Genomic DNA, 26017 nt, shown 5'->3' with positions numbered 1-26017 from the left:
CGCTCAGGGCCAGGCGCGCAGCGCCCGTTCGACCACCGCCAGCAGGCGCTCGCAAGGAACCCGGTCCTTGGCCTGCACGCTGAGGCCGAACAGCACGGTGGCATAGAAGGTCGCCAACTCCTCCACGTCGGTGTCCGCCGCCAGGTCGCCGTCAGCGATGCCGCGCCGCATGCGCTCACGGAACAGGCGGATCGACTCGCCGCGCTCGGCGCTCAACGCGTCCCGCACCGCCTCGCTTTCCGGGGTTCCGGTCAGCGCCGCGAGCACCACCAGGCAACCGCGCGGGAACTCGTCGGAACAGAAGCGCGCGACGGTCTCGCGGAGCAGCTCGGCCACGCCCTCGCGGGCGCTCGGCGCGCCATCGAGGACATCCCGGCGATAGCGGCCGTGCTGGCCGAGATAGTGGGCCAGGGCTTCGCGGAACAGCCCTTCCTTGCTGCCGAAGGCGGCGTACAGGCTGGGCGGCCTGATTTCCATCGCCTCGGTCAGGGCCGCCAGCGAAGCGCCTTCGTAGCCACGCACCCAGAACACGTCCATGGCTCGCTGCAGGGCGGTGTCCCTGTCGAATGCCCGTGGCCTGCCTCGCGTTGCCATCCTGACCTCCATTATTTGTATCGATCACTATAAATTTACTTGACGAGCGTTGCCGTCGCCATATTATTTAGCGACCGATACAGATATTCAAGCCATCTCCCTGCCGCCTTCGAAAGGAAAAGACCATGTCCAAATTGCTCCTCTCCCCGCTCGCCGTAGGCAACCTGGCCTTGCGCAACCGCATCGTCATGGCGCCGATGACCCGCTCCCGGGCGCAACAGCCGGGCGACGTGCCGACCGCCCTGAACGCTCTCTACTATGCGCAGCGCGCCGGCGCCGGGCTGATCGTCAGCGAGGGCACGCAGATTTCCCGCCTCGGCCAGGGCTACGCCTACACCCCCGGTATCTACAGCGAGGCGCAACTGGCCGGCTGGCGCCAGGTCACCGAGGCGGTGCACGCCGCCGGCGGACTGATCGCCGCGCAGCTCTGGCATGTCGGGCGCATGTCGCATCGCTCGCTGCAGGCCGGCGGCGAGGCGCCGATCGCGCCCTCGCCGATCCAGGCCAAGGCCCAGGTGTTCATCGCCGATGGCCAGGGCGGCGGATCCATGGCGCCGGCCGACGCGCCGCGGGAAATGACCCTGGAAGACATCCGCCGGGTCCGCGACGAATTCGTCCGCGCCGCACGCAACGCGCTCGACGCCGGCTTCGACCTGGTCGAGCTGCATGGCGCCAATGGCTACCTGATCGACCAGTTCCTCGCCAGCGCCAGCAACCGGCGCAGCGATGCCTACGGCGGTAGCCTGGAGAACCGCGCGCGGTTCCTGCTGGAGATCGTCGACGCGCTGGTCGCCGCGGTCGGTGCCGAGCGCGTCGGCCTGCGCCTGTCGCCCTGGGGCACGATCAACGACATGCACGACGACGAGCCGGAAGCGATGACCCTTTACCTCGCCGAAGCCCTGCAGCGACGCGGCATCGCCTACCTGCACCTGGCCGAGTGGGAATGGAGCGGCGGCCCGGCCTACCCGCAAGGCTTCCGCGAGCGCCTGCGCGAACGCTTCCGCGCGCCGCTGATCGTCTGCGGCAACTACGACGCCGAGCGCGCCGAAGCGATACTCCAGGCCGGACTGGCCGACGCGGTGGCGATCGGCCGGCCGTTCATCGCCAACCCCGACCTGGTCGAGCGGATCCGTCTCGGCGCGCCGCTGGCCGAGGCCAACCAGGCGCGGTTCTACGGTGGCGACGCCGCCGGCTACACCGATTACCCGACCCTCGGCCAGTCCGCTACGGCCTGATTCCCTTCCCTCCCATGTATCGTTCCCGGGCGCGGCCACGGCTGCGCTCGCGGAGGAGTCTTGCCGTGCTATTGCCGATCCTCCTGCTGGCCGCCGCCGGCTTCACCATCCTGACCACCGAGTTCGTCATCGTCGGCCTGCTCCCGGCGCTTGCCGCAGACCTCCAGGTCAGCGTCGCCCAGGCCGGCCTGCTGGTCAGCCTGTTCGCCTTCAGCGTCGCCGCCTTCGGTCCGTTCCTCACCGCCGCGCTGGCGGGCGTCGAACGCAAGCGGCTGTTCGTCGCCTGCCTGCTGCTGTTCGCCGCGGCCAATGCGCTGGCCGCCGTGGCCGGCGATATCTGGACGATGGCCGTGGCGCGCTTCGTCCCGGCCCTGGCACTCCCGGTGTTCTGGGCCATGGCCAGCGAAACCGCCGCGCACCTGGCCGGTCCCTCGCGCGAAGGGCGCGCCGTGGCGCTGGTGTTCTTCGGCATCGTCGCCGCCACCGTGCTCGGCATTCCCATCGGCACGCTGATCGCCGACGCCTGGGGTTGGCGCCTGGCATTCGCCGCACTCGCCGCGCTGGCCCTGGCCAAGGCGCTGCTGCTGGCCGCCTGGCTGCCGCGCATTCCCGGACGGCCGGGTATCTCGCTGCGCAGCCAGGCGAGCGTGTTGCGCCAACCGCTGGTGCTCGGCCACCTGTTGCTGTCGCTGCTGGTCTTCACCGGCATGTTCACCCCCTACACCTACCTGGCCGACATCCTCCAGCGCCTGGCCGGCTTCAGCGGTTCGCTGGTCGGCTGGACGCTGATGGGCTTCGGCGCGGTAGGCCTGCTCGGCAACTGGCTCGGCGGGCGCCTGGTGGATCGCAGCCCGCTGGGCGCAACCCTGCTGTTCGTCCTGCTGATGGCGCTGGGCATGCTCGCCCTGGTGCCGACCCTCGGCAACGCCTGGCTGCTCGCCGCCACCCTGGCGATCTGGGGCGTGGCCCAGGCAGCACTGTTCATCGTCGGCCAGGTGCGGGTGATGAAGTCCGCGCCGCGGGCCCCGGCGTTCGCCGCCTCGCTGAACATCTCCGCCTGCAACGCCGGGATCGGCATCGGCGCCCTCGCCGGCAGCCGGGTGATCGACGGCAGCGGCCTGGCGCCGCTCGGCGAGGTCGGCGCGCTGGTCTGCCTGGCGGCGATGGCCGTGGCCCTGCTGCTGATGCTGGCGCCACGCCAAGCTGCCACCGAGCCGTCCCTCGGCGGCCAAATCCCTCACTGAGCCCACCAAGGAAGCACAACCATGATCCTCGATAGACTCTGCTGCGGCCTCCTGGCCGGCATCGCCCTGACCTTCTCCCTGGGCGGCTTCGCCGCCGAGGAATTCCCCGTCCCGAATGGCTTCGAAAGCGCCTACCGGGAAGTCGACGGCGTGAAGCTGCACTACGTGAAAGGCGGCCAGGGGCCGCTGGTGATGCTGGTGCACGGTTTCGGCCAGACCTGGTACGAATGGCACCAACTGATGCCGGAACTGGCCAAGCGCTTCACCGTGATCGCGCCGGACCTGCCCGGCCTCGGCCAGTCCGAGCCGCCGAAGACCGGCTATAGCGGCGAACAGGTCGCCGTCTACCTGCACAAGCTGGCCCGGCAATTCAGCCCGGATCGCCCGTTCGACCTGGTGGCCCACGACATCGGTATCTGGAACACCTACCCGATGGTGGTGAAGAACCAGGCCGACATCGCCCGCCTGGTGTACATGGAAGCGCCGATCCCGGACGCGCGGATCTACCGCTTCCCGGCCTTCACCGCCCAGGGCGAGTCGCTGGTCTGGCACTTCAGTTTCTTCGCCGCCGACGACCGCCTGGCGGAAACCCTAATCGCCGGCAAGGAACGCTTCTTCCTCGAGCACTTCATCAAGTCCCATGCCAGCAACACCGAGGTGTTCAGCGAGCGCCTGCTGGATCTGTACGCCAGGTCGTACGCCAAGCCGCACAGCCTGAACGCCTCGTTCGAGTACTACCGCGCGTTGAACGAGAGCGTGCGGCAGAACGCCGAACTGGCGAAGACCCGCCTGCAGATGCCAACCATGACCCTCGCCGGCGGCGGCCACGGCGGCATGGGCACGTTCCAGCTGGAGCAGATGAAAGCCTATGCGGAGGACGTCGAAGGCCATGTCCTGCCCGGCTGCGGCCACTGGCTGCCGGAAGAGTGCGCCGCGCCGATGAATCGCCTGGTGATCGACTTCCTCAGCCGCGGTCGCTGAGTCGTCCCGGTCCGGGCGATCAGAACTGCTCGCCCGGGCAAAACAGGCAGCGCAGCAGCAGGGTCATGAGCACGACAGCGCCGGAAACCAGCAGGTAAGGCAACGGGGAGAACAGGTCGTCCTGGTCCTTGCCATCGTGCTCACTACTCATGCTCTCACCTCGAGAATCGTCATGGCGGAAAAGACGCAGGATATGCACTTGCCGTCCTTGAAAGTGCACGGCGAAGTGTTCGAAGACTATAGAAACGAAGCGATCGAGTTCAATTACATCTGTGTCAGCTTGCTGTCGGCAAAACGTCAGCGGAAAGACAACGGAATATATTTCCCGATAATGCTTGAGGGTCAGCCGCGCCCCGCCCCAGGCTCTGCCGGCGTGGCGCGAGTGCCGGGGCGAAGGAAAAACCAACTTACAATGATCCCGACCCGGAATTATTCCGCCAAGTAGCTTCCGCTTCGGAAAAAAGCGACTCGCAGCACTGTTTCGGTGCAATAACGTCACATTTGAAAGTTTCGATTAAGTTTTCCGTTATCGATTATCCATAAATACGTTTGATCGCTCTCCGGACGTTTCATAGATTGCACGCCTTCACTCTCTGCGAGGCATTCCCGTGACGCATCCAGCGACCGTCTACAGCCTGTCCACCCGCCTGCTGCACTGGAGCATGGCGTTCTGTTTCATCGGCGCGATCGTGCTGGCCTATTTCGTCATCTGGGTGCTCGGCCACGACCACCCACAGCGCCTGCCGGTACTCAACCTGCACTGGGTGCTGGGCCTGCTGGTCGGCCTGCTGCTGATCCCTCGGATCGTCTCGCGGCTGCGCGGGCCGCGCCTGCCAGCGGTCCCCGGGACGCCGCTGGAGCACCGCCTGGCGCACTACGCGCACCTGTCGCTGTATACCTTGATGCTGGTGATGCCGCTCACCGGCTACGTCGGCACCCGCCTGCCCACCGACTTCGGCCTGTTCGTGGTACCCAGCTTCAAGGACACCGCGCTGTTCGCCTGGATTTCGCAAACCTGGAACCTGAGCTGGGAGGCATTCGAGAAGCCCTTCGACGCCGTTCACCGCATGGTCGGCCTGTGGCTGAGCACCTCGGTGGTGCTGCTCCATGCGCTCGCCGCCGGCTATCACCAGTGGGTCCGCCGCGACGGCACCCTGGAGCGCATGCTCGGCCGTCGCCAGCGCCGCTGAGCGGGGCCCTTCGTCGGCTCTCGCGGCGGATCGGCGACGATCTGCTATAGAGGTAGGGACACGCAGGGAAAACCTCGCCGCCCCGAGGCTCCTCCGTGGCAACCACAGGCGTCGCGCAGGTAGCCGGGTCGGCCTCCGACAGAGAGGAGCATGCCATGGCCAGCCTGCACTGCCAGCACCGCAGCTACACCATCACCGCCGACGTCGTCGAGCATCCGGGCATTCCCACGCCCTGGGCCGGCGGCTGCCACATCACCGATCCCGAAGGCCACACCAGCAAGCGCATCGCCCTGCCCGTGCGCTTCGCCTTCCTCGCCGACCTGGAAAACGCCCAGCGCGCCTCCATCGCCCACGGCAAATGGCTGGTGGACCAGCGCCTGGACCGCGGCAAGGCGCTGTTCTGAAGCGCACAACGAAAACGGCCCTCGCAAGGAGGGCCGTCGTTCATCGCGGCGCGGCTCAGGCGCTGCCGGCTTCAGCGGTTTCGCTGCGCCGTCGCGGCGGCGCGCCATGGCTGTCGTCGCCGGCCAGCGGCACTTCGTTGCCCTGGGCGTCGTACAGCTTGCCGTCGAGGAAATAGTCGCCTTCGTGCAGGGCGGCGATGTCCTGGTAGCGCAGGGTCCGCTCGCTGGCGGCGACGAACACCGACTGCTGGTCGGAGTTGCCGGCGGTGAAGTGGTTGAACGCCAGGTTGAGCAGGATCGCCATGATCGCCGAGGAACTGATGCCGGAATGGAAGATGGTGGCGAACCAACTGGGGAAGTGATCGTAGAAGGTCGGCGCGGCGATCGGGATCATACCGAAGCCGATCGAAGTGGCGACGATGATCAGGTTCATGTTGTTGCGGTAGTCCACCTTCGACAGGGTGCGGATGCCGCTGGCGGCGACCGTGCCGAACAACACGATGCCGGCGCCGCCGAGCACGGCGGTGGGCACCGCGGCGATCACCCGGCCCATCACCGGCAGCAGGCCGAGGATCACCAGGAACAACCCACCGGTGGCGACCACGTAGCGGCTCTTGATCCCGGTCACCGCCACCAGGCCGACGTTCTGGGCGAAGGCGCTCTGGGTGAAGGAGCCGAAGATCGGCGCCAGCATGCTGGAGAACATGTCCGCGCGCAGGCCGTTGCCCAGGCGCCGCGAGTCGACCTTGGTGTCGATGATCTCGCCTACCGCGAGGATGTCCGCCGAGGTTTCCACCAGGGTCACCATGATCACGATGCACATCGAGATGATCGCGGCGACCTGGAAGGTCGGCATGCCGAAGTGGAACGGCGTGGGAAACGCCACCAGCGGGCCTTCGGTGACCTTGGAGAAGTCGGCCATGCCGAGGAACACCGCGATGACGGTGCCGATGACCATCGCCAGGAGGATCGACAGGCGCGAGATCGAGGCGCTGCCGAGCTTGCTCAACAGCAGCACGATGACCAGGGTGATCGCCGCCAGGCCGATGTTGGCCATGCTGCCGAAGTCCGGCGCGTGGCTGTTGCCGCCCATCGCCCAGCGCGCGGCGACCGGCATCAGGGTCAGGCCGATGGTGGTGATGACGATGCCGGTCACCAGCGGCGGGAAGAATTTGGTGATGCGCGAGAAGATCGGCGTGATCAGCAACCCGATCAGCGAGGCCGCCATCACCGCGCCGAGCACTGCGGGAATGCCGCCGCTGCCACCGCTGCCGATGATCGCCACCATGGTCGCCACGCCAGCGAAGGACACCCCCTGGACCAACGGCAACTGACAGCCGAAGAACGGCACGCCGAGCGTTTGCAACAGGGTCGCCAGGCCGCCGGCGAACAGCGAAGCGGCAATCAGCAGGCCGATGTCGCCGGGCGCGAGGCCGGCGGCCTGGCCGAGGATCAGGGGGACCGCGACGATACCGCCATACATGGTCAGCACATGTTGCAGGCCGTAGGCCATGTTGGCGCCGACACCGAGGTTCTCGTCTTCAGGCCGTGGAACGGGTGGGGTTCCGGAGGACGTTGTTTTCATGGTGCGCTGTTCTCGCTTTTATTGTTGTGCGCACACTGTAGACAATTCGATCCGAAAATATCCAGACAAATGTATACAAAATTTCCGACAAATCTGTGACAGCGCTGGTGCCAGCCACTTCCGCTCGCGCGCTTATCCGCGCGCCAGACGGTTTCCTTCCTGCTGCACCATCCTCCCAGCCCCGACCAACGGCCATGGGCCCGCGCCGAAGGGCATTAACGATAGAAAGCCGCCCTCCATCCCGCCAGCGAGCTATCAGCAATTCTTCTGCAAAAAGTTGATGAAATTCACATTTCAGGAATTACGCCAGGACAGCCCGGAAAGCGCTCCTAGTCTGGCAGTCAGGCCGTGCCCGAGGCGGCATTTCGGGCAATAGCGCCATGCCATCAACGGCTTATCGATCATCGCCTCACAAGGAACGGAGTCTCATGAGCAACAAGAACAATCTCAGATACGCACTCGGCGCCCTCGCCCTTTCGGTTTCCGCCGCATCCCTGGCGGCACCTTCGGAAGCGCAACAGTTCACCGAGTTCTGGACGCCCGGCAAACCCAACCCGTCGATCTGCAAATCGCCGTTGCTGGTCAGCACCCCGCTTGGCCTGCCGCGCTGCCTGCAAGCCAGCAACGTGGTCAAGCGCCTGCAGAAGCTGGAGGACATCGCCAGTCTCAACGACGGCAACCGCGCCGCCGCCACGCCGGGCTACCAGGCCTCCGTCGACTACGTGAAGCAGACCCTGCAGAAAGCCGGCTACAAGGTCAGCGTGCAGCCCTTCCCGTTCACCGCCTACTACCCGAAAGGCCCGGGTAGCCTGAGCGCCACCGTGCCGCAGCCGGTCACCTACGAATGGGAGAAGGATTTCACCTACCTGTCGCAGACCGAGGCAGGCGACGTCACCGCCAAGGTGGTCCCGGTGGACCTGTCCCTCGGCGCCGGCAACACCTCCACCAGCGGTTGCGAGGCGGAAGACTTCGCCAACTTCCCGGCCGGCTCGATCGCGCTGATCCAGCGCGGCACCTGCAACTTCGAGCAGAAGGCCGAGAACGCCGCGGCCGCCGGCGCCGCCGGGGTGATCATCTTCAACCAGGGCAACACCGACGACCGCAAGGGCCTGGAGAACGTCACCGTGGGCGAGTCCTACGAGGGCGGCATCCCGGTGATCTTCGCCACCTACGACAACGGCGTGGCCTGGTCGCAGACCCCGGACCTGCAGTTGCACCTGGTGGTCGACGTGGTACGCAAGAAGACCGAGACTTACAACGTGGTCGCCGAGACCCGTCGCGGCAACCCGAACAACGTGGTGATGGTCGGCGCGCACCTCGACTCGGTGTTCGAAGGCCCCGGTATCAACGACAACGGTTCGGGCAGCGCCGCCCAACTGGAGATGGCCGTGCTGCTGGCCAAGGCGCTGCCGGTCAACAAGGTGCGCTTCGCCTGGTGGGGCGCCGAGGAAGCCGGCCTGGTGGGCTCGACCCACTACGTGCAGAACCTCGCCCCGGAAGAGAAGAAGAAGATCAAGGCCTACCTGAACTTCGACATGATCGGCTCGCCGAACTTCGGCAACTTCATCTATGACGGCGACGGTTCCGACTTCGGCCTCCAGGGTCCGCCCGGCTCGGCCGCCATCGAGCGCCTGTTCGAAGCCTACTTCCGCCTGCGCGGCCAGCAATCGGAAGGCACCGAGATCGACTTCCGCTCCGACTACGCCGAGTTCTTCAACAGCGGCATCGCCTTCGGCGGCCTGTTCACCGGCGCCGAGGGCCTGAAGACCGAAGAGCAGGCGCAGAAGTACGGCGGCACCGCCGGCAAGGCCTACGACGAGTGCTACCACAGCAAGTGCGACGGCATCGCCAACATCAACCAGGACGCCCTGGAGATCCACAGCGACGCCATGGCCTTCGTGACCAGTTGGCTGTCGCTGTCGACCAAGGTGGTCGACGACGAGATCGCCGCCGCCGGCCAGAAAGCACAATCGCGGTCGCTGCAGATGCAGAAGAGCGCCAGCCAGATCGAACGCTGGGGTCACGACTTCATCAAGTAACCGCGACTACCCTGCGCCGGGCCGCCGGCGCAGGTTCCCCATCCAGGCCCGGCTCATCCACCGGGCCTTTTTTCATCGGCGCGCGATCACTCCACCGCTTCCAGCAGGGTCGCCACGCCCTGGCCGCCGGCGATGCACTGGGTGGCGATGGCATAGCGCCCGCCGGTGCGCCGCAGCAACGCAGCGGCCTTGCCGGTGATCCGCGCGCCGGTGGCGCCCAGCGGATGACCGATGGCCAGGGCGCCGCCATCCAGGTTGATCCTGTCCATGTCCAGCCCCAGTTCGCGGATGCAGGCGATGGATTGGCTGGCGAAGGCCTCGTTGATCTCCACCAGGTCGATGTCGGCGATGCCCAGCCCGGCCCGTTGCAGAACCTTGCGCGTCGCCTGCACCGGCCCCATGCCCATGATCTCCGGCGCACAACCGGCCACCGCCACCGCCTTGATCCGCGCCAGGATCACCAGCCCGTGGCGGCGCGCGAAGTCCTCGCTACAGACCAGCAGCGCGGCGCTGCCATCGGTGAGCGGCGACGAGGTGGCGGCGGTGACGCTGCCGCCGAACGCCGGCTTCAACTGGGCCAGGCTCTCCAGGTTGGTACCCGGGCGGATGCAGCCATCCTCGGCGACCCGGCCGGCGGGGGTGTCGATGGCGACGATCTCCTCGCGCAGCAAGCCGGCCTCGCGCGCGGCGACTGCCTTGGCGTGGGAGCGTACGGCCATCTCTTCCTGCTCGACGCGGCTGACGGCGTAGCGCTCGGCGACATTCTCGGCGGTCTGCCCCATGCTCATGTATACCGCCGGATAGTCCTGCAGCAACGCGGGATTGGGCGACAGGTTGAAGCCGCCCATCGGCACCCGCGTCATCGACTCTACCCCGGCGGCGATGAAGGCTTCTCCGGCGCCCAGCAGGACTTGCCCGGCGGCGTAGTGGACGGCGCTCATGGACGAACCGCAGAAACGGTTGAGGGTCGCACCGCCGAGGCTCTGCGGGAAGCCGGCACGGAAACTGGCGATGCGCGCGATGTTCATGCCCTGTTCCGCCTCCGGATAGGCGCAGCCCATGACCACGTCCTCCAGCAGCGCAGGGTCGAGATCGAGTTTCTCCACCAGCCCCTTGAGCACCGCGGCGGCCAGGTCATCCGGGCGGATATCGACCAGCGCGCCTTTCCTGGCGAAGTGGAACGGCGAACGGGCGTAACCGGCGATAACGACTGAAATCGGCGACATGAGGATATCTCCGTGAGATGGATTGGCTGGATCGCAGGAAGATATTACGCGCATAATATTTATTGAATTACAGTCGAAATACAATTTGACCGAAAAAGCCGCAGGACTCGCCGAAACGCCCTCAGACTTCGTTCAATTCACTGATATGCCGATACTCGGCCCCCAGTTCCCGGGCCAGGCGCTCGGCCTTGCCCAGGCGCAACGGGCCGCTTTCGAGGTCGACCAGCAGGCTCGGGCAGGCAGCCTCCGGCAGCGCCGGCCAGTCGCGCAGACGGCCGTCGGTAAGCACCAGCAGACGCTGATGCTCGGCGGGTTTCTGCCGCTGTCGGCGCGCCAGCCAGCCAGCGGCCTGGTGCAGGGCGTCGAGCAGCGGCGTACCGCCGCCGGCGCCCAGCTGGCGCAGCCAGCCCTGCAACTCCCGCGAGGCCTTCTGCCCCTGCCAGAGCCATTGCACCTGCTGCCCTGTGGCATGCAGCACGGCCAGGCGGATGCGCTGCCGATAAGCCTCCTCGAACAGCGTCGCCAACACCCCCTTGGCCTGGGCCAGGGCGCCGTACCGGCGGGTGCTGGCGGAGGCATCGACGATCACCAGCCAGAGTTCGCCCGGGCGCCGGCTGCGCGGCTGGCGAAGCAGGTCGCGGCGCTGTCGGGGACGTCCGCGCAGCAGGGTCGGCAACCATTGGATGGCGCCCTCCGCACCCTGGCTCAGGGCGCCGCCAAGACCGCCGCGCAGGGCTCCGGGTCTGCTCCTGGCATCCGCACCCATGACCGAGCGCGGGCGGATGCTCAGGGCTTTTTTGGCCAGCGCGGCAGCTCGCGGGCGGTCCCCATGGCCACCGGCCGAGCCGGCAATTCGCCCCACTGCCCTTCGCCGTCGCCGGTGCGCTCCGGGAGCGCGGCAGGGGCCGCCGCGGGCGGTGGCGGTGGATTGGCCGCCGATGGTGGCGGGCTCGACTGGCGACGGCGATGCAGCAGGGCGAAATGTTCCACCGCATCGATGTCCTCCGCCTCGATCCGCTCGCCGCCGCGCCAGGCCGCATGGGCGCGCGCCGCGCGCAGCCAGACCAGGTCGGCGCGCAGGCCATCGACAGCCGCCTCGAAGCAGAGTCGAGCGATGCTGTCCAGCGCCGCATCGTCCAGGGGAATCCGCGCCAGCCGCCGGCGCGCCTCGGCGCAACGGCGGCGCAGGGTGTCCTGCTGGCCTTCCCAGCGTTCGGCGAAGGCCTGCGGGTCGGCATCGAAGGCCAGCCGGCGACGGATGATCTCTGCCCGCTCGGCCGGCGGCGGCTGGGTGTCGAGACGCACGTTGAGGCCGAAACGGTCGAGCAGTTGCGGGCGCAGTTCGCCCTCTTCCGGGTTCATCGTGCCGATCAGCACGAAACGCGCCGGATGCCGGTGGGAAATGCCATCGCGCTCGACCAGGTTGACGCCGCTGGCGGCGACGTCGAGCAACAAGTCCACCAGGTGGTCCGGCAGCAGGTTCACTTCGTCGACGTAGAGCACGCCGCCGTCGGCCTTGGCCAGCACGCCCGGGGAAAACCGCGCGCGACCTTCGCCGAGGGCGGCGTCCAGGTCGAGGCTGCCGACGATGCGCTCCTCGCTGGCGCCCAGCGGCAGGGTAACGAACTCGCCCGCCGGCAGCAGTTCGGCGACGCCCCGCGCCAGGGTCGACTTGGCCATTCCGCGCGGCCCCTCGATCAGTACCCCGCCGATCGCCGGATCGACCGCGGTCAGGCACAGCGCCAGCTTCAGTTCGTCGGCGGCGACCACGGCGGACAGGGGGTAATGCACGGTAGCGCTCATGGGGATTCCTGCGGCGGACGGACGGAAATACGGACCGCCAAGTCTATCAGGCCGGCGGCGCCGGTATCGAACCGTGAAACAGTCGTTGAACCGGCCGCCTCGCTTGCAGTAAGCTCGGGACTCGTTCACGGGAGAAACCCATGCCGCACACCCGCCATCCGCACCTGCATTCCAGTGCCTCGCGCCCTGGCTTGTCGTTGCGCGCGCGTGCGCCGCAGGCACCCCGTGCCGCGTATTTCTTCGGGTATTGGTTTAGCCACTCCGGCGCCTGATACCCCAACGGCGCCCACGGTATACGGGACGCCTACCCTGCACACGCAAACCCCCGGTCGGCTCCCCGACCGGGGGTTTTGTTTTTCCGGCCCGTTTTTCCGGCCCACAAGGCCACAACCACAGACCAACGCACAGGACATCGATCATGACCGCATACCGCTACCGCACTGGCTACCCGCTCAACACCTGGCGATTTAGCGACGGCCGCCAGCCGCTCGCCAACCCACGACATTGCCGAACACCTCGATAGGGCACGACGCGCGCGGGACGCCCGCCGCCAGCCCAGGAAGCCAGACCATGAACTCATCCGTATCCGCACTGACCGCCCTTTCGCCGAACGTCCAGGCCGTCGCCCTGCCCAGCGCCACCGCCCGTACCGCCCTGGAACGCCTGCCCAGCCCGCTCGAACTCAAGGCCCGCCAGCCGTTGCCGCTGGAGCTGGCCAGCCAGGTCGCCGCCAGCCGCGACGCCATCCGCGCCATCCTCGACGGCGACGACCCGCGCCTGTTGGTGGTAGTCGGTCCCTGTTCGATCCACGATCCCCGCTCCGCCCTCGAATACGCCGAACGCCTCGCGGCGCTGAGCGACGAACTCGACGGCCAGTTGCTCCTGGTGATGCGCGCCTACGTGGAAAAGCCACGCACAACGGTGGGCTGGAAGGGCCTCGCCTACGACCCGCACCTGGATGGCAGCGACGACATGGCCGCCGGCCTGGCGCTGTCCCGGCAACTGATGCTGGACATGCTGCGCCTCGGCCTGCCGCTGGCCACCGAACTCCTGCAACCGCTGGCCGCCGGCTACTTCGACGACCTGCTGAGCTGGGCGGCGATCGGCGCGCGCACCAGCGAATCGCAGATCCACCGCGAGCTGGTCAGCGGCCTCGGCCTGCCGGTGGGCTTCAAGAACGGCACCGACGGCGGCGTCGGCATCGCCTGCGACGCGATCCGTTCGGCGGCCCACGGCCACCGCCATTTCGGCCTCGACCCGCACGGTCACCCGGCGCTGATCGAGACCCGCGGCAATCCGGACACCCATGTGGTGCTGCGCGGCGGCCGCCACGGTTCGAACTACGGCCCCGAGCAGGTGCAGGCCGTGCGCCAGGCCCTGGAAAGCCAGGGCATCGCCACGCGGATGATGGTCGATTGCAGTCACGCCAACAGCGGCAAGAACCCGCTGAACCAGCCCGGCGTCCTCGCCAGCGTGCTGGACCAGCGCCTGGCCGGCGCCAGCGACCTGGTCGGGGTAATGCTGGAAAGCCACCTGTTCGACGGTTGCCAGGCGCTTGGCGGCGAACTGCGCTACGGCGTCTCGATCACCGACGGCTGCCTCGGCTGGGAAGGCACCGAGCGGATTCTCCGCGACGCCGCCCGGCGGCTCGCCGAGCGGCGCTGAAAGCGGTGGGAGCGGCCATGCCGCTCCGCTATTCCTCTTCGACGTCCAGCAGCAGGTTCTCCAGGGCCTCGCGATAGGCCCCCGGCTCCTGCCAGAGCCCGCGCCGCTGCGCCTCCACCAGGCGCTCGGCCATGTCGCGCAAGGCTTGCGGATTGTGCTGGCGGACGAACTCGCGGGTCTCCGCGTCGAGCAGGTAGGCGTCGGCCAGCAGCGCGTACTGGTGGTCGTCGATCAGCTCGCTGGTGGCATCGAAGGCGCACAGGTAGTCCACCGTCGCCGCCAGTTCGAAGGCGCCCTTGTAGCCGTGGCGCTTCATCCCGGCGATCCACTTCGGATTCACCGCCCGCGCCCGCACCACCCGGTTGAGTTCTTCCTTGAGCGTGCGGATGCGCGGGTTGTCCGGCTGGCTGTGGTCGCCGTGGTAACTGGCCACCGGCGCGCCGCGCAGGGTTTCCACCGCCGCCAGCATGCCGCCCTGGAACTGGTAGTAGTCGTTGGAATCGAGCAGGTCGTGCTCGCGGTTGTCCTGGTTGTGCAGCACCGCCTGCAGGCGTTCCAGGCGCTGGGCGAAGCGTTCCCGCGCCGGCGTGCCGTCGTCGGCGGCACCGTAGGCGTAGCCGCCCCAGTTCAGGTAGACCTCGGCAAGGTCGGCGCGGGTCTCCCACAGCCGCTCTTCGATTGCGCCCTGCACGCCGGCGCCGTAGGCACCCGGCTTGGCGCCGAAGATCCGCCAGCCGGCCTGCCGGCGCGCCTCCGCCGGCGCCGTGCCCTGCGCCTCGAGGCGCTGGCGCTCCAGGCGTACGCGAGCGGCCAGCGGGTTCAGCTCCTCCGCCTCGTCCAGCTCGGCGACCGCCTGCACCGCCGCATCGAACAGGCGGATCAGGTTGGCGAAGGCGTCGCGGAAGAACCCGGAGACCCGCAGCGTCACGTCGACCCGCGGGCGGTCCAGCAGGGAGACCGGGAGGATCTCGAAATCGGCGACGCGCTGGCTGCCGGCCTGCCAGACCGGTCGCACGCCGAGCAGGGCCAGGGCCTGGGCGATGTCGTCGCCGCCGGTGCGCATGGTCGCCGTGCCCCACACCGAGAGGCCGAGCTGGCGCAGGTGATCGCCATGTTCCTGCAGGTGACGCTCGAGCAGCAGGTTGGCCGACTGGAAGCCGATGCGCCAGGCGGTCGGGGTCGGCAGGTTGCGCACGTCCACCGAGAAGAAGTTGCGTCCGGTGGGCAGCACGTCGAGTCGCCCGCGACTCGGCGCGCCGCTCGGACCGGCCGGTACGAAGCGCCCTTCGAGGGCTGCCAGCAGCCCGTCGATCTCGGCCCCGCCACAGGCGTCCAGGGTCGGTGCCACCTGTTCGCACAAGCCGCGCAACACCTCGCCGCTGGCACGCCAGGTGGCAGGCGGCGATTCGCCGCCCAGGCAGCGTTCTATCCAGTGCAACGCCAGCAATTCCAGGCGTTCGCGGGTATCCCCGAGAGTACGCCAGGGCTCCCCGCCCCGCTCTTCCAGGCAGGCAGGCCGCGCGCCCTGCCAGGCCTCGCCCATGTCGCAGGCCAGCGGATCGAAGCCCAGGCCAAGGTCGTCCGCCAGGCTCTTCAGCAACCCGGCGTTGGCGCCCTTGCCATCGCCGCGCGGAACCCGCAGCAGCGCCAGCAGGGTATCCAGGCGCAATCGCCCGCTCGGCGACTCGCCGAACACATGCAGGCCGTCGCGGATCTGCGACTCCTTCAGGTCGCAGAGATAGGCGTCCAGCTGCGGCAGCCAGCTGTCCGGATCGTCGCTGAGCTGCAAGCCGATCTCGCGGTCGAGACGGTTGTCGCGCAGGAGGACGAGAATCTCGCCGCGCAACTGTTCGGCGCGGCGCGGGTCGAGCAGCGAGGCATCGTAGAACTCGTCGGCCAGGCGCTCCAGGTCGCGCAGCGGGCCGTAGCTCTCGGCGCGGGTCAGCGGCGGCATCAGGTGGTCGATGATCACCGCCTGGGTGCGGCGCTTGGCCTGGGCGCCCTCCCCCGGATCGTTGACGATGAACGGATAGATGTTCGGCAGCGGACCGAGCAACGCGTCCGGCCAGCATTCGGCGGACAGGCCGACTCCCTTGCCCGGCAGCCATTCCAGGTTACCGTGCTTGCCGACGTGCAGCAGGGCATCGGCGCGGTAGGCGTGGCGCAGCCAGAAGTAGAACGCCAGGTAGCCGTGCGGCGGCACCAGGTCGGGATCGTGGTAGACCGCCGCCGGATCGAGCTGATAGCCGCGCGCCGGCTGGATGCCGACGAAGGTCAGGCCATAGCGCAGGCCGGCGACCATCATCCGTCCGTCGCGGAACATCGGGTCCTGTTGCGGCTCGCCCCAGCGCGCCAGCACCGCCTGGCGATTGCGCTCCGGCAGGCGTGCGAAGCAGGCCAGGTAGTCGTCCAGCGCCAGGCTCTGGGCGCAGGGCCGTAGGTCGAGATGCTCCAGGTCGTTGCTGACGCCGCCGAGCAACTGGCGGATCAGCTCGGTTCCGCTGGCGGGCAGTCCGTCGACCGGATAGCCCTGCTGGCGCAGGGCACGAAGGATGTTCAGCGCCGCCGCCGGGGTGTCCAGGCCGACGCCATTGCCGATCCGGCCATCGCGGGTCGGGTAGTTGGCCAGCACCAGCGCCACCCGTTTTTCCGCGTTTGGCTTGCGCGCCAGCTCGGCCCAGCGCCGCGCCAGTTCGGCGACGAAATCCATGCGCTCGTCGTCGGCGAGATAGCAGACCACGTCGCTCTCGCTGCGTTCGCTGCGCCAGGCCAGGCCCTTGAAACTGATCGGCCGGGTGACGATGCGCCCGTCCAGCTCCGGCAGCGCCACGTGCATGGCCAGGTCGCGCGGCCCCAGGCCTTGCGGGTTGTCCAGCCAGAGCGGGCGGTTGTCCAGCGAGCAGATCGCCTGCAATACCGGCACGTCGCGACGGAACGGACGCAACTCGGGCGCCTCCGGATTGGACTGGGCGAAACCGGTGGTATTGACGATCAGCGCGGCGTCGCTGCGCTCCAGCCAGTCTTCCACCTGCGCCAGGCAGGCGCTTTCCTTGAGGCTGGCCAGCGCGATCGGCAACGGGTTGAGCCCCTGCGCCGCGAGGCGTTCGCAGAAGCGTGCGATGAAGGCGGTGTTGGCTGCCTGCAGGTGGGTGCGATAGAACAGCAACGCGACCACCGGACGCCCGGCCTGCCAGTCGGCACGCCAGTGTTCCAGGGTCGCCTCGGCATGCCGTGGATGGAACAGCGCCACCCGCGGCAGCGCCTGCGGTTCGCGCCAGGCGTAGTCGCGGCCGAGGCACTGGCTGGCCAGGCAGCGGTAGAACTGCCCGGCGTTCTCCAGGCCGCCCTGGCGCAAGTATTGCCAGAAGCGCTCGGCCTGCTCCGCCGGCAGGTTGCCGAGGGCGCTCAGCTCCGGGTCGGGGCGGTCGTCGCCGGGCACCGGGATCAGCAGCGCGCCGCGCTCGGCCAGCGCCACCAGTTGCTCCACGCCGTAGCGCCAGTAGCCGATGCCGCCGTGCAGCGAAAGCAGGATCACCCGCGCGTGCCGCAGCACTTCCTCGACGTAGAGGTCCACCGAGGCGTGGTTCTGCAATTGCATGGGGTTGGCCAGGCGCAGGCTCGGGTAGTCGTCCGGCAGCGCACGGGCGGCCTCGGCCAGCAATGCGAGGTGCGAATCGCCGCTGCAGAGGATCACCAGCTCGGCGGGAGTCTGGGCCAGGTGGGCGATGCCGTCGTCGGGAACGAAGCCGCCGGGTTGGGTGCGCAACAGGTGCATGGACGTTCTACCGGTAGGACGCAAGAAGCTGGGGCCGGCGAATCGCCATCGCCGGCCCCGGCCGGGGATCACGGATCAGGCAAGCGCTGTGCGCAGCTGGTTGGCAATGGCGGCCTGGTCCAGCTCCTGGCCGATCACCACCAGCCGGGTGCTGCGGACTTCGTCGGCCAGCCACTTGCGGTCGAAATGCCTGTCGAAGCGCTTGCCGACGCCCTGTACCAACAGGCGCATGGGCTTGCCCGGAATGGCGGCGAAACCCTTGATGCGAAGTATGTCGTGACGCTCCACCAGCTCACCGAGGGCCTCGAGCAGCGCAGCTTCCTCCACCTCGGGGAGATCGACGTGGAAGGAGTCGAACTCGTCGTGGTCGTGGTCCTCGTGGCCTTCGTGGTCGTGGTGGGTCGGCCGGCCGTCGATGTGCAGCTCGGCCTCGGCGTTGAGTCCCAGCAAGACCGGCAGCGGCAGCTCGCCCCGGCTCGCCTCGACGATCTTCACCGCCGCCGGCAGCTCCCCGGCGATCTCCGCGCGGACCCGCGCCAGGGCCTCGGCGTCGAGCTGGTCGGCCTTGTTCAGGATCACCAGGTCGGCACTGGCCAACTGGTCCTCGAACAGTTCGTGCAGCGGCGATTCATGGTCGAGGTTGGGGTCCTGGCGGCGTTGCTGGTCCACCTGCTCGGGATGGGCGGCGAAGGTGCCGGCCGCCACCGCCGGGCTGTCGACCACGGTGATCACCGCGTCGACCGTGCAGGCGTTGCGGATTTCCGGCCACTGGAAAGCCTGCACCAGCGGCTTGGGCAGGGCCAGGCCGCTGGTCTCGATGAGGATCTGGTCAAGGTCGCCGCGGCGCGCCACCAGCTCGCGCATCACCGGGAAGAACTCTTCCTGCACGGTGCAGCACAGGCAACCGTTGGCCAGCTCGAAAACGCGGCCCTGCGCCTCTTCTTCGCTGCAGCCGATGGAACATTGCTTGAGGATCTCGCCGTCGATGCCGAGTTCGCCGAACTCGTTGACGATCACCGCGATGCGCCGGCCTTCGGCGTTGTCCAGCATGTGCCGGAGCAAGGTGGTCTTGCCGGCGCCGAGGAAGCCGGTGACGATGGTGACGGGGAGTTTCGCCAGGGTTTTCATGGGCAGCCCTTGTTCAGCTCGGCGGGCATGCGGACGAGTGGCGCGGACGCAGGGGCCGCGCAACGGATTCGCCACCGGATCACCCCGCCCGGTTGTATGGAAGTCTTGTCCCCGGGCATCGCGCCACGGGATCGACGAGGCAGGTCTCCTGGCTCACGGTCTGGCGTCTCCGCCGGTTCCCCGCCTTCCCGCGTCACGCAGTGGCATTGGGGAACGATCGCCGTTCACAGTTGCGGGGGCAGCCGCGGCATCGACCGCGTTCCCTCTTAGCCCCGCCGTCGCCGGCGAGGAACCTCGAACCGGCAAGGCTACGCAGTGCGCGGGCCAGGGTCAATCGGGCCGGTTGACGCCCGGCGGTCCTTCATGCTGTCCTAGGCGGGTTGTCCCAGGTGTCTCGTGCCGGCGCGCACGAGGTGAAACGGGAAGCCGGTGACGCTCTCCGAGCCAGTCCGGCGCTGCCCCCGCAACGGTAAGCGCATCGCGCGCGAGCCCGGAGACCGGCCTGGAACCTTTCGTTTGATTCACCCGCGGTGGGCGGGCGCAAGCGTGAAGCGGGCCGTCCGGGCCTGTTCCTCGTGCGTACTCCTCTGCCACGCCCATGCCAATCCAGAGGGAACGCACCATGTCCAGCAGCACCCTGGCGCACGCCAGCTCCACCACCTCCCTGTCGAAGCGACTGAGCCTGGCCATCGGCGCCGGCCTGCTCGGCGCGCTGCTGGTCTATTTCGCCGGTTTCTCGCACATCGACGCGGTACACAACGCCGCCCACGATACCCGGCACAGCTCCGGCTTCCCCTGCCACTGAGTCGCGAGGGAACCAGAATGATCAAGCGCATCGCCCAGACCGCCGGCTTCGCCGGCCTGCTCGCCGCCCTGCTGCTGACCCTGCTGCAGATTCTCTGGGTCACCCCGCTGATCCTCGAGGCGGAGACCTACGAGAAGAGCGAGCCGGTCGCGGCCCAGCCCCACGAACACACCCCCGGCGTCGCCGCCCATGTCCACGACGAGGAGGCCTGGGAGCCGGAGGACGGCTGGCAGCGTACCCTCTCCACCACCGGCGGCAACCTGGTGGTGGCGGTCGGCTTCGCCCTGATGCTCGCCGGCCTCTTCACCCTGCGCGCGCCGGGCCAGACCTGGCAGGGCCTGCTCTGGGGCCTGGCCGGCTACGCGGTGTTCTGCCTGGCGCCGTCGCTGGGCCTGCCGCCGGAGCTGCCGGGTACCGCCGCGGCCGACCTGGTGCAACGCCAGTACTGGTGGATCGCCACCGCCGCCGCCACCGCGGTGGGCCTGGCCCTGCTGGTGTTCGGCGGCAACTGGCCGCTGAAGCTGGTCGGCGCCGTCCTGCTGGCGCTGCCGCACCTGTTCGGCGCGCCGCAGCCCGAGGTCCATGCCAGCCTGGCGCCGGAAGCCCTGGCCCAGCGTTTCGTGGTCGCCTCGCTGGTCAGCAATGCGCTGTTCTGGGCCGCCCTCGGCCTGGCCGCTGCCTGGCTGTTCCGGCGCAACCGGGGCGGCGTCGACGCCTGACCGCCTGCCACCCGCGACCCTTGCCGGTCGCGGGTCCATAGTGCCTCTCCTTCCATTTCCTCCGGTGCGCGCATGCCCCTGCCCATCCCCAGCCTGCTGATCGCCGGCATCGGCTGCCGCCGAGGCTGTAGCGCCGAGCATCTGCGCGCGCTGCTGGAGCGAACGCTGGGCGAACACGGGCGCAGCCTGGCCGAGCTGGACGCCCTCGCCAGCATCGACGGCAAACGCGACGAACCCGGCCTGCGGCAACTGGCCACGCTGCTCGAACGCCCCGTGCATTTCCTCGCACCCGCCGTCCTGCACGACTACGAGCCGCGCCTGCTCAGCCCCTCCGCCGTCGCGCTGCGCGAAACCGGCTGCTCCAGCGTCGCCGAGGCCGCCGCCCTGGCCCTGGCCGAACGCCTGGGTGGCGGTCGCGCCGATCTGCTCGGGGCGAAACGCAGCAACGATCGGGCGAGCATCGCCCTGGCACGTCTTCTCACCGAACGAGAACTCCCATGACCGTCTATTTCATCGGCGCCGGTCCCGGCGACCCCGACCTGATCACCGTCAAGGGGCAGCGCCTGATCCGCCAGTGCCCGGTGATCCTCTACGCCGGCTCGCTGGTTCCGCAAGCGCTGCTCGAGGGGCACCAGGCCGGCCAGGTGGTGAACACCGCCGAGCTGGACCTCGAACAGATCGTCGAGCTACTCGCGCAAGCCCATCGCCGCGGCCTCGACGTAGCCCGCGTGCATTCCGGCGATCCCTCCCTGTACGGCGCCATCGGCGAGCAGATCCGCCACCTGCGCGAACTCGGCATCCCCTATGAGATCGTCCCCGGGGTCACCGCCACCGCCGCCTGCGCCGCCCTGCTCGGCTGCGAGCTGACCCTGCCCGAAGTGTCCCAGACGCTGATCCTGACCCGCTACGCCGCACGCACGAAGATGCCGGAAGGCGAGAGCCTGGGTGACCTGGCGCGGCACCGGGCGACCCTGGCGATCCACCTGGGCGTCGCCCACCTGGCGAAGATCGTCGAGGAACTGCTGCCGCACTACGGCGCCGACTGCCCGGTCGCGGTGATCCACCGGGCCAGTTGGCCCGACCAGGAACAGGTTCGCGGCACCCTCGGCGACATCCTGCCCAAGGTCGCCGCCAGGAATTTCCGCCGCACCGCGCTGATCCTGGTCGGCGAGGTGCTGGCCGCCGAAGGCTTCGCCGACTCTTCGCTGTACCGCGCCGAGCATCGACATCTCTATCGACCCGGCGAATGAACCGCCGTCCTTAGGTTCGGCGCCGACCACCGGCAGCACGCCTAGACTCGTCACAAGGCTTGCGACAGCGGGCCGGCACGGCTAGCGTTCAGCGCTGGCCCCTTTTTTCCTGAAGCCTTCGGACACCCATGAAACGATTCCTCCTCGGTCTGGTTCTGCTGCTGGCGGTCGCCGCCGGCGTCCTCTACTTCGTCCCGGCTACCCTCCTCGCCAGCGTACGCACCGTCGAGCGCGGTCTCGCCGGTCTCAGCGAGCACAGCGTGCAGGTCGACAACCTGGAGATCGCCTACCTGGAAGGTGGCTCGGAGAAGAACCCGACCCTGTTGCTGATCCACGGCTTCGGCGCCGACAAGGACAACTGGCTGCGCTTCGCCCGGCCGCTGACCGAGCGCTACCATGTGGTCGCCCTCGACCTGCCCGGCTTCGGCGACAGCAGCAAGCCGCAACAGGCCAGCTACGACGTCGGCACCCAGGCCGAGCGAGTCGCCAATTTCGCCGCCGCCATCGGCGTGCGCCGCCTGCACCTGGCCGGCAACTCCATGGGCGGGCACATCGCCGCGCTCTACGCGGCGCGCCATCCGGAACAGGTGCTATCGCTGGCGCTGATCGACAACGCCGGGGTGATGCCGGCGCGCAAGAGCGAACTGTTCGAGGACCTGGAGCGCGGCGAGAATCCCCTGGTGGTGCGCCAGCCGGAAGACTTCCAGAAGCTGCTCGACTTCGTGTTCGTCCAGCAACCGCCGCTGCCGGCGCCGCTCAAGCGCTACCTCGGCGAGCGCGCGGTAGCCGCGTCGGCGTTCAACGCGCAGATATTCGAACAACTGCGCCAGCGCTACATCCCGCTGGAGCCGGAACTGCCGAAGATCGAGGCACCGACCCTGCTGCTATGGGGCGACCGCGACCGCGTGCTGGACGTCTCCAGCATCGAGGTGATGCGTCCGCTGCTGAAGCGGCCCAGCGTGGTGATCATGGAAAACTGCGGACACGTGCCGATGGTCGAACGCCCGGAGGAAACCGCGCAGCACTACCAGGCCTTCCTCGACGGCGTACGGAACACCCAGGTGGCCGGTCGCTGAAAACGCGAACCGGCGCCTGGGCGCCGGTTCGGGGGAGCGGGAGCCGTCGCGAGGACGGCTCGGATACAGGCCTCAGGCCTGGATCAGGTTGGCGATCTGCACGTCCGGGTTGACGTCCTGCTCGTAGTCGACCCCAGCGACCTCGAAACCGAACAGGTTGAGGAACTCGCTCTTGTAGCCGGCGAAGTCGGTCAACTCGTAAAGGTTCTCGTTGGTTACCTTGTCCCACAGCTCCTCGACACGGGACTGCACTTCCGGCTGCAGTTCCTTGTAGTCGGCACGCAGGCGGCCTTCCTCGTCGAGGCGCGGCTCGGCGCCGTACAGGCTCTCCCGGTACAGGCCGTCGACCTGCTCGATGCAACCTTCGTGGGTGCCCTGCTCCTTCATCACCTTGAACAGCAGCGACAGGTACAGCGGCATCATCGGGATCGCCGAGCTGGCCTGGGTCACCACCGCCTTGAGCACCGAGACGCGCGCGTCGCCGCCCAGCGGGGCGAGCTTGTCGCGGATACCGAGGACCTTCTGGTCGAGATCCTTCTTGGCCGCGCCGATGGAACCGTTCCAGTAGATGTCGTGGGTGATCTTCTCGCCCAGGTAGGTGAACGCGGTGGTCTTCGCGCCGTCGGCCAGCACGTCGGCCTCCAGCAGCGCGTCGATCCACATCTGCCAGTCCTCGCCGCCCATCACCGCAACGGTATCGGCGACCTCCTGGTCGCTGGCCGCCTCCAGGACCACGTCCTTGATCACTTCCTTGTCGGTGTCCAGGCCACGGAAGCTGACCGACTTGCCGATCGGCTTGAGGGTCGAGGAGAACACTTCGCCGCTCTTCGGATGGGTACGGCGCGGCGCGGCCAGGCTGTAGACCACCAGGTCGACCTTGCCGAGATCGCGCTTGATGGTCTCGATGGTCAGCCGCTTCACCTCGTCGGAGAAAGCGTCGCCATTGATGCTGCGGGCATACAGGCCTTTCTCGTGGGCGAACTTCTCGAAGGCCGCCGAGTTGTACCAGCCGGCGGTGCCCGGCTTGCTCTCGCTGCCCGGACGCTCGAAGAACACCCCGAGGGTATCGGCGCCGGAACCGAACGCGGCGGTGATGCGGGCAGCCAGGCCATAGCCGGTGGAGGAACCGATGACCAGGACCTTCTTCGGTCCGTTGACGACGGGGCCCTTGGCCTCGACGTAGTCGATCTGTTGCTTGACGTTGGCCTCGCAGCCTGCCGGATGGGTAGTGACGCAGATGAAGCCACGCACGCGCGGTTTGATGATCATGAAAACCTCGGTTGCTAGATGCCGGAAAAGCACATTCAGGAGCTAGAGACGTCGCGCATTGTAAATGAGACACCTCCGCTTGGGCGGACCGAAGGCAGGAATCGTGACCAAAGGGTCACGCGTCGCAGCCCGGACATAAAAAAACCCGCTCCGGGGAGCGGGTCTTGTCGGCTTGGAATCGGGCTCAGACGGCCTTTTCCAGCTCCGGTACGGCGTCGAACAGGTCGGCGACCAGGCCGTAGTCGGCGACCTGGAAGATCGGCGCCTCTTCGTCCTTGTTGATCGCGACGATCACCTTCGAGTCCTTCATGCCCGCCAGGTGCTGGATGGCACCGGAGATGCCCACCGCGATGTACAGCTGCGGGGCGACGATCTTGCCGGTCTGGCCGACCTGCATGTCGTTCGGCACGAAACCGGCGTCGACCGCGGCGCGGGAAGCGCCGACTGCGGCACCCAGCTTGTCGGCCAGGGCGTAGAGGATCTTGAAGTTGTCGCCGTTCTGCATGCCGCGGCCGCCGGAGACCACGATCTTGGCAGCGGTCAGTTCCGGACGGTCGGACTTGGCCAGCTCTTCGCCGACGAAGGCGGACTTGCCGGCATCGGCCGGGCCGGAAACCTGCTCGACGGCAGCCGAACCGCCTTCGGCGGCGACGGCGTCGAAGCCGGTGGTACGCACGGTGATCACCTTGACCGCAGCCGAGGACTGCACGGTAGCGATGGCGTTACCGGCGTAGATCGGACGCTTGAAGGTGTCGGGGCTGACCACTTCGACGATCTCGGAGATCTGGTCGACGTCCAGCAGCGCGGCGACGCGCGGCAGGAAGTTCTTGCCGTTGGTGGTAGCCGGGGCCAGCACGTGGCTGTAGTTCTTGCCCAGCTCGGCGATCAGCGGCGCGACGTTTTCCGGCAGTTGATGGGCGTAGGCGGCGTTGTCGGCGACCAGCACCTTGGAGACGCCCTCGACCTTGGCGGCGGCTTCGGCCACGGCGGCAACGTTCTGTCCGGCGACCAGCACGTGGATGTCGCCGCCAATGGCCTTGGCAGCGGCAACGGTATTCAGGGTGGCAGCCGCCAGGGCCGCGTTGTTGTGCTCAGCGATAACCAGGATAGCCATTAGATTACCTTCGCCTCGTTCTTCAGTTTCTCTACCAGTTCAGCCACGGACTTGACCTTGATGCCAGCGGAGCGTGCAGCCGGCGCCTCGACCTTCAGGGTCTTCACGGTGGAAGCGGTGGAAACGCCCAGGGCGTCCGGGGTCACCACGTCCAGCGGCTTCTTCTTGGCTTTCATGATGTTCGGCAGCGACGCGTAGCGCGGCTCGTTCAGGCGCAGGTCGGTGGTGACGATGGCCGGCAGGTTCAGCGCGACGGTCTGCAGACCGCCATCGATCTCGCGGGTCACGTTGACCTTGTCGCCAGCGACCTCGACCTTGGAGGCGAAGGTGCCCTGAGCGTAGCCGGTCAGCGCGGCGAGCATCTGGCCGGTCTGGTTGTTGTCGCTGTCGATGGCCTGCTTGCCGAGGATCACCAGCTGCGGCTGCTCCTTGTCGACCACGGCCTTGAGCAGCTTGGCCACGGCCAGGGAGTTCAGCTCGTCGTTGCTCTCCACCAGGATCGCACGGTCAGCGCCCAGCGCCAGCGCGGTGCGCAGTTGCTCCTGGGCGGCGGTCGGGCCGACGGAGACAGCGACGATCTCGGTAGCCACGCCCTTCTCTTTCAGGCGCACGGCTTCTTCCACGGCGATTTCGCAGAAGGGGTTCATGGACATCTTGACGTTGGCGAGGTCGACGCCGGAGTTGTCCGCCTTGACGCGGACCTTGACGTTGTAGTCGACCACTCGTTTGACTGCTACAAGAACCTTCATGGATTCCTCGTTATTCTCCGGTGAATAAGGATGTCGCCAGACAGGCCTGGCCGGTGATGCTCGCCGGCCGGAAACCGACACTCTGCTAGACAGCGACCGCAAAACCGCCCGTATCTTGACCGGATCACCCTTTTCGGTCAATACGGCAAAAGGGTGGTTTCCCCCC

General features: G+C 67.9%; 23 protein-coding genes and 2 riboswitches. Of the genes, 12 read left to right on the top strand and 11 right to left on the bottom strand.

The window, feature by feature from the left end; all coding sequences use genetic code 11:
* Window positions 1–3: 3 nt before the first annotated feature.
* Entirely contained in the window at window positions 4–594 is a 591-nt protein-coding gene (locus AC1RB9_RS10355) for a TetR/AcrR family transcriptional regulator (RefSeq protein ID WP_003119828.1), read from the bottom strand.
* Between the two features lie 125 nt (window positions 595–719).
* Here AC1RB9_RS10355 and AC1RB9_RS10350 point away from each other — a divergent pair, with 125 nt between their 5' ends.
* From AC1RB9_RS10350 to cif, 3 genes are all read left to right on the top strand, one after another.
* Window positions 720–1829, top strand: a complete 1110-nt coding sequence (locus AC1RB9_RS10350) for an alkene reductase (protein ID WP_003452448.1) — start codon at window positions 720–722, stop codon at window positions 1827–1829.
* Window positions 1830–1894: 65 nt separating this feature from the next.
* A complete protein-coding gene (locus AC1RB9_RS10345; protein ID WP_003452451.1) occupies window positions 1895–3073 on the top strand; it encodes an MFS transporter in 1179 nt (392 codons plus the stop codon).
* A 21-nt stretch (window positions 3074–3094) separates the two neighbouring features.
* Window positions 3095–4054, top strand: a complete 960-nt coding sequence (cif, locus tag AC1RB9_RS10340; protein WP_003452453.1) for a CFTR inhibitory factor Cif — start codon at window positions 3095–3097, stop codon at window positions 4052–4054.
* A 19-nt stretch (window positions 4055–4073) separates the two neighbouring features.
* Here the strand turns inward: cif and AC1RB9_RS10335 are convergent, their stop codons facing one another.
* Window positions 4074–4205: a hypothetical protein gene (locus tag AC1RB9_RS10335; RefSeq protein WP_003091046.1), complete on the bottom strand. Its 132-nt coding sequence runs from the start codon at window positions 4203–4205 to the stop codon at window positions 4074–4076.
* A 457-nt stretch (window positions 4206–4662) separates the two neighbouring features.
* Here AC1RB9_RS10335 and AC1RB9_RS10330 point away from each other — a divergent pair, with 457 nt between their 5' ends.
* Window positions 4663–5244: a cytochrome b gene (locus AC1RB9_RS10330; RefSeq protein WP_003119824.1), complete on the top strand. Its 582-nt coding sequence runs from the start codon at window positions 4663–4665 to the stop codon at window positions 5242–5244.
* Between the two features lie 155 nt (window positions 5245–5399).
* Window positions 5400–5648 (top strand): hypothetical protein, encoded by a 249-nt coding sequence (locus tag AC1RB9_RS10325; RefSeq protein WP_003091048.1) that lies wholly within the window; start codon window positions 5400–5402, stop codon window positions 5646–5648.
* A 55-nt stretch (window positions 5649–5703) separates the two neighbouring features.
* Here AC1RB9_RS10325 and AC1RB9_RS10320 read toward each other — a convergent pair whose 3' ends face one another.
* Window positions 5704–7233, bottom strand: coding sequence for a nucleobase:cation symporter-2 family protein (locus AC1RB9_RS10320; protein ID WP_003162544.1), 1530 nt, complete (start codon window positions 7231–7233; stop codon window positions 5704–5706).
* A 428-nt stretch (window positions 7234–7661) separates the two neighbouring features.
* Here AC1RB9_RS10320 and paaP point away from each other — a divergent pair, with 428 nt between their 5' ends.
* Window positions 7662–9272, top strand: a complete 1611-nt coding sequence (gene paaP / locus AC1RB9_RS10315) for an aminopeptidase PaaP (RefSeq protein ID WP_003101464.1) — start codon at window positions 7662–7664, stop codon at window positions 9270–9272.
* A gap of 86 nt (window positions 9273–9358) precedes the next feature.
* Here paaP and AC1RB9_RS10310 read toward each other — a convergent pair whose 3' ends face one another.
* The 3 genes from AC1RB9_RS10310 to AC1RB9_RS10300 all read right to left on the bottom strand — a co-directional run bounded on the left by AC1RB9_RS10310 (window position 9359) and on the right by AC1RB9_RS10300 (window position 12301).
* Window positions 9359–10498: a thiolase family protein gene (locus AC1RB9_RS10310; RefSeq protein WP_003114002.1), complete on the bottom strand. Its 1140-nt coding sequence runs from the start codon at window positions 10496–10498 to the stop codon at window positions 9359–9361.
* A gap of 121 nt (window positions 10499–10619) precedes the next feature.
* On the bottom strand, window positions 10620–11264 hold the full coding sequence (locus tag AC1RB9_RS10305; RefSeq protein ID WP_003452462.1) for a vWA domain-containing protein: 645 nt from the start codon (window positions 11262–11264) through the stop codon (window positions 10620–10622).
* A 20-nt stretch (window positions 11265–11284) separates the two neighbouring features.
* Window positions 11285–12301, bottom strand: coding sequence for a magnesium chelatase ATPase subunit I (locus AC1RB9_RS10300; protein ID WP_003452465.1), 1017 nt, complete (start codon window positions 12299–12301; stop codon window positions 11285–11287).
* A 570-nt stretch (window positions 12302–12871) separates the two neighbouring features.
* On the opposite strand from AC1RB9_RS10300, the gene AC1RB9_RS10295 reads away from it, so the two are divergent.
* The gene (locus AC1RB9_RS10295; protein ID WP_003101468.1) at window positions 12872–13966 is read left to right on the top strand and encodes a 3-deoxy-7-phosphoheptulonate synthase; all 1095 of its coding nucleotides are present in this window, start codon (window positions 12872–12874) and stop codon (window positions 13964–13966) included.
* 28 nt (window positions 13967–13994) lie between these two features.
* On the opposite strand, the gene cobN is transcribed toward AC1RB9_RS10295, so the two are convergent.
* Complete coding sequence (gene cobN, locus AC1RB9_RS10290; RefSeq protein WP_003113999.1) at window positions 13995–17741, bottom strand: cobaltochelatase subunit CobN; 3747 nt, start codon at window positions 17739–17741, stop codon at window positions 13995–13997.
* Window positions 17742–17816: 75 nt separating this feature from the next.
* Window positions 17817–18869 carry a cobalamin biosynthesis protein CobW gene (gene cobW / locus AC1RB9_RS10285; RefSeq protein WP_003102922.1) on the bottom strand — a complete coding sequence of 351 codons (1053 nt, stop codon included), beginning with the start codon at window positions 18867–18869 and terminating at the stop codon, window positions 17817–17819.
* Between the two features lie 121 nt (window positions 18870–18990).
* Window positions 18991–19181, bottom strand: a riboswitch (cobalamin riboswitch).
* A 58-nt stretch (window positions 19182–19239) separates the two neighbouring features.
* A riboswitch (cobalamin riboswitch) is annotated at window positions 19240–19389 on the top strand.
* A 102-nt stretch (window positions 19390–19491) separates the two neighbouring features.
* On the opposite strand from cobW, the gene AC1RB9_RS10280 reads away from it, so the two are divergent.
* From AC1RB9_RS10280 to AC1RB9_RS10260, 5 genes are all read left to right on the top strand, one after another.
* Window positions 19492–19674, top strand: coding sequence for a CbtB domain-containing protein (locus AC1RB9_RS10280; RefSeq protein WP_003091059.1), 183 nt, complete (start codon window positions 19492–19494; stop codon window positions 19672–19674).
* A gap of 17 nt (window positions 19675–19691) precedes the next feature.
* Window positions 19692–20393, top strand: a complete 702-nt coding sequence (locus tag AC1RB9_RS10275) for a CbtA family protein (RefSeq protein WP_003162182.1) — start codon at window positions 19692–19694, stop codon at window positions 20391–20393.
* 72 nt (window positions 20394–20465) lie between these two features.
* A complete protein-coding gene (locus AC1RB9_RS10270; protein ID WP_003119813.1) occupies window positions 20466–20894 on the top strand; it encodes a cobalamin biosynthesis protein in 429 nt (142 codons plus the stop codon).
* A complete protein-coding gene (gene cobM / locus AC1RB9_RS10265; RefSeq protein ID WP_003102926.1) occupies window positions 20891–21643 on the top strand; it encodes a precorrin-4 C(11)-methyltransferase in 753 nt (250 codons plus the stop codon). The genes AC1RB9_RS10270 and cobM overlap by 4 nt, the downstream gene beginning before the upstream one ends.
* Window positions 21644–21771: 128 nt before the next feature.
* Entirely contained in the window at window positions 21772–22719 is a 948-nt protein-coding gene (locus AC1RB9_RS10260; protein WP_003452470.1) for an alpha/beta fold hydrolase, read from the top strand.
* A 72-nt stretch (window positions 22720–22791) separates the two neighbouring features.
* Here AC1RB9_RS10260 and fabV read toward each other — a convergent pair whose 3' ends face one another.
* From fabV to AC1RB9_RS10245, 3 genes are all read right to left on the bottom strand, one after another.
* Window positions 22792–23988, bottom strand: coding sequence for an enoyl-ACP reductase FabV (fabV, locus tag AC1RB9_RS10255; protein WP_003102929.1), 1197 nt, complete (start codon window positions 23986–23988; stop codon window positions 22792–22794).
* A 184-nt stretch (window positions 23989–24172) separates the two neighbouring features.
* Window positions 24173–25102 (bottom strand): electron transfer flavoprotein subunit alpha/FixB family protein, encoded by a 930-nt coding sequence (locus AC1RB9_RS10250; RefSeq protein WP_003091099.1) that lies wholly within the window; start codon window positions 25100–25102, stop codon window positions 24173–24175.
* Window positions 25102–25851 (bottom strand): electron transfer flavoprotein subunit beta/FixA family protein, encoded by a 750-nt coding sequence (locus AC1RB9_RS10245; protein WP_003091107.1) that lies wholly within the window; start codon window positions 25849–25851, stop codon window positions 25102–25104. The genes AC1RB9_RS10250 and AC1RB9_RS10245 overlap by 1 nt, the downstream gene beginning before the upstream one ends.
* Between the last annotated feature and the right edge of the window lie 166 nt (window positions 25852–26017).

This window comes from Pseudomonas sp. 20-5, assembly GCF_056782835.1.
Note: the sequence above shows the minus strand (reverse complement) of the source record. Positions and strands in the feature narration are given on the sequence as shown.

What these genes read in the sequence shown, in the direction of transcription:
- AC1RB9_RS10355 (WP_003119828.1), bottom strand. Translation starts at nt 594, where the DNA reads ATGGCAACGCGAGGCAGGCCACGGGCATTCGACAGGGACACCGCCCTG.
- AC1RB9_RS10350 (WP_003452448.1), top strand. Translation starts at nt 720, where the DNA reads ATGTCCAAATTGCTCCTCTCCCCGCTCGCCGTAGGCAACCTGGCCTTG.
- cif (WP_003452453.1), top strand. Translation starts at nt 3,095, where the DNA reads ATGATCCTCGATAGACTCTGCTGCGGCCTCCTGGCCGGCATCGCCCTG.
- AC1RB9_RS10335 (WP_003091046.1), bottom strand. Translation starts at nt 4,205, where the DNA reads ATGAGTAGTGAGCACGATGGCAAGGACCAGGACGACCTGTTCTCCCCG.
- AC1RB9_RS10325 (WP_003091048.1), top strand. Translation starts at nt 5,400, where the DNA reads ATGGCCAGCCTGCACTGCCAGCACCGCAGCTACACCATCACCGCCGAC.
- AC1RB9_RS10320 (WP_003162544.1), bottom strand. Translation starts at nt 7,233, where the DNA reads ATGAAAACAACGTCCTCCGGAACCCCACCCGTTCCACGGCCTGAAGAC.
- paaP (WP_003101464.1), top strand. Translation starts at nt 7,662, where the DNA reads ATGAGCAACAAGAACAATCTCAGATACGCACTCGGCGCCCTCGCCCTT.
- AC1RB9_RS10310 (WP_003114002.1), bottom strand. Translation starts at nt 10,498, where the DNA reads ATGTCGCCGATTTCAGTCGTTATCGCCGGTTACGCCCGTTCGCCGTTC.
- AC1RB9_RS10305 (WP_003452462.1), bottom strand. Translation starts at nt 11,264, where the DNA reads ATGGGTGCGGATGCCAGGAGCAGACCCGGAGCCCTGCGCGGCGGTCTT.
- AC1RB9_RS10300 (WP_003452465.1), bottom strand. Translation starts at nt 12,301, where the DNA reads ATGAGCGCTACCGTGCATTACCCCCTGTCCGCCGTGGTCGCCGCCGAC.
- AC1RB9_RS10295 (WP_003101468.1), top strand. Translation starts at nt 12,872, where the DNA reads ATGAACTCATCCGTATCCGCACTGACCGCCCTTTCGCCGAACGTCCAG.
- cobN (WP_003113999.1), bottom strand. Translation starts at nt 17,741, where the DNA reads ATGCACCTGTTGCGCACCCAACCCGGCGGCTTCGTTCCCGACGACGGC.
- cobW (WP_003102922.1), bottom strand. Translation starts at nt 18,869, where the DNA reads ATGAAAACCCTGGCGAAACTCCCCGTCACCATCGTCACCGGCTTCCTC.
- AC1RB9_RS10280 (WP_003091059.1), top strand. Translation starts at nt 19,492, where the DNA reads ATGTCCAGCAGCACCCTGGCGCACGCCAGCTCCACCACCTCCCTGTCG.
- AC1RB9_RS10275 (WP_003162182.1), top strand. Translation starts at nt 19,692, where the DNA reads ATGATCAAGCGCATCGCCCAGACCGCCGGCTTCGCCGGCCTGCTCGCC.
- AC1RB9_RS10270 (WP_003119813.1), top strand. Translation starts at nt 20,466, where the DNA reads ATGCCCCTGCCCATCCCCAGCCTGCTGATCGCCGGCATCGGCTGCCGC.
- cobM (WP_003102926.1), top strand. Translation starts at nt 20,891, where the DNA reads ATGACCGTCTATTTCATCGGCGCCGGTCCCGGCGACCCCGACCTGATC.
- AC1RB9_RS10260 (WP_003452470.1), top strand. Translation starts at nt 21,772, where the DNA reads ATGAAACGATTCCTCCTCGGTCTGGTTCTGCTGCTGGCGGTCGCCGCC.
- fabV (WP_003102929.1), bottom strand. Translation starts at nt 23,988, where the DNA reads ATGATCATCAAACCGCGCGTGCGTGGCTTCATCTGCGTCACTACCCAT.
- AC1RB9_RS10250 (WP_003091099.1), bottom strand. Translation starts at nt 25,102, where the DNA reads ATGGCTATCCTGGTTATCGCTGAGCACAACAACGCGGCCCTGGCGGCT.
- AC1RB9_RS10245 (WP_003091107.1), bottom strand. Translation starts at nt 25,851, where the DNA reads ATGAAGGTTCTTGTAGCAGTCAAACGAGTGGTCGACTACAACGTCAAG.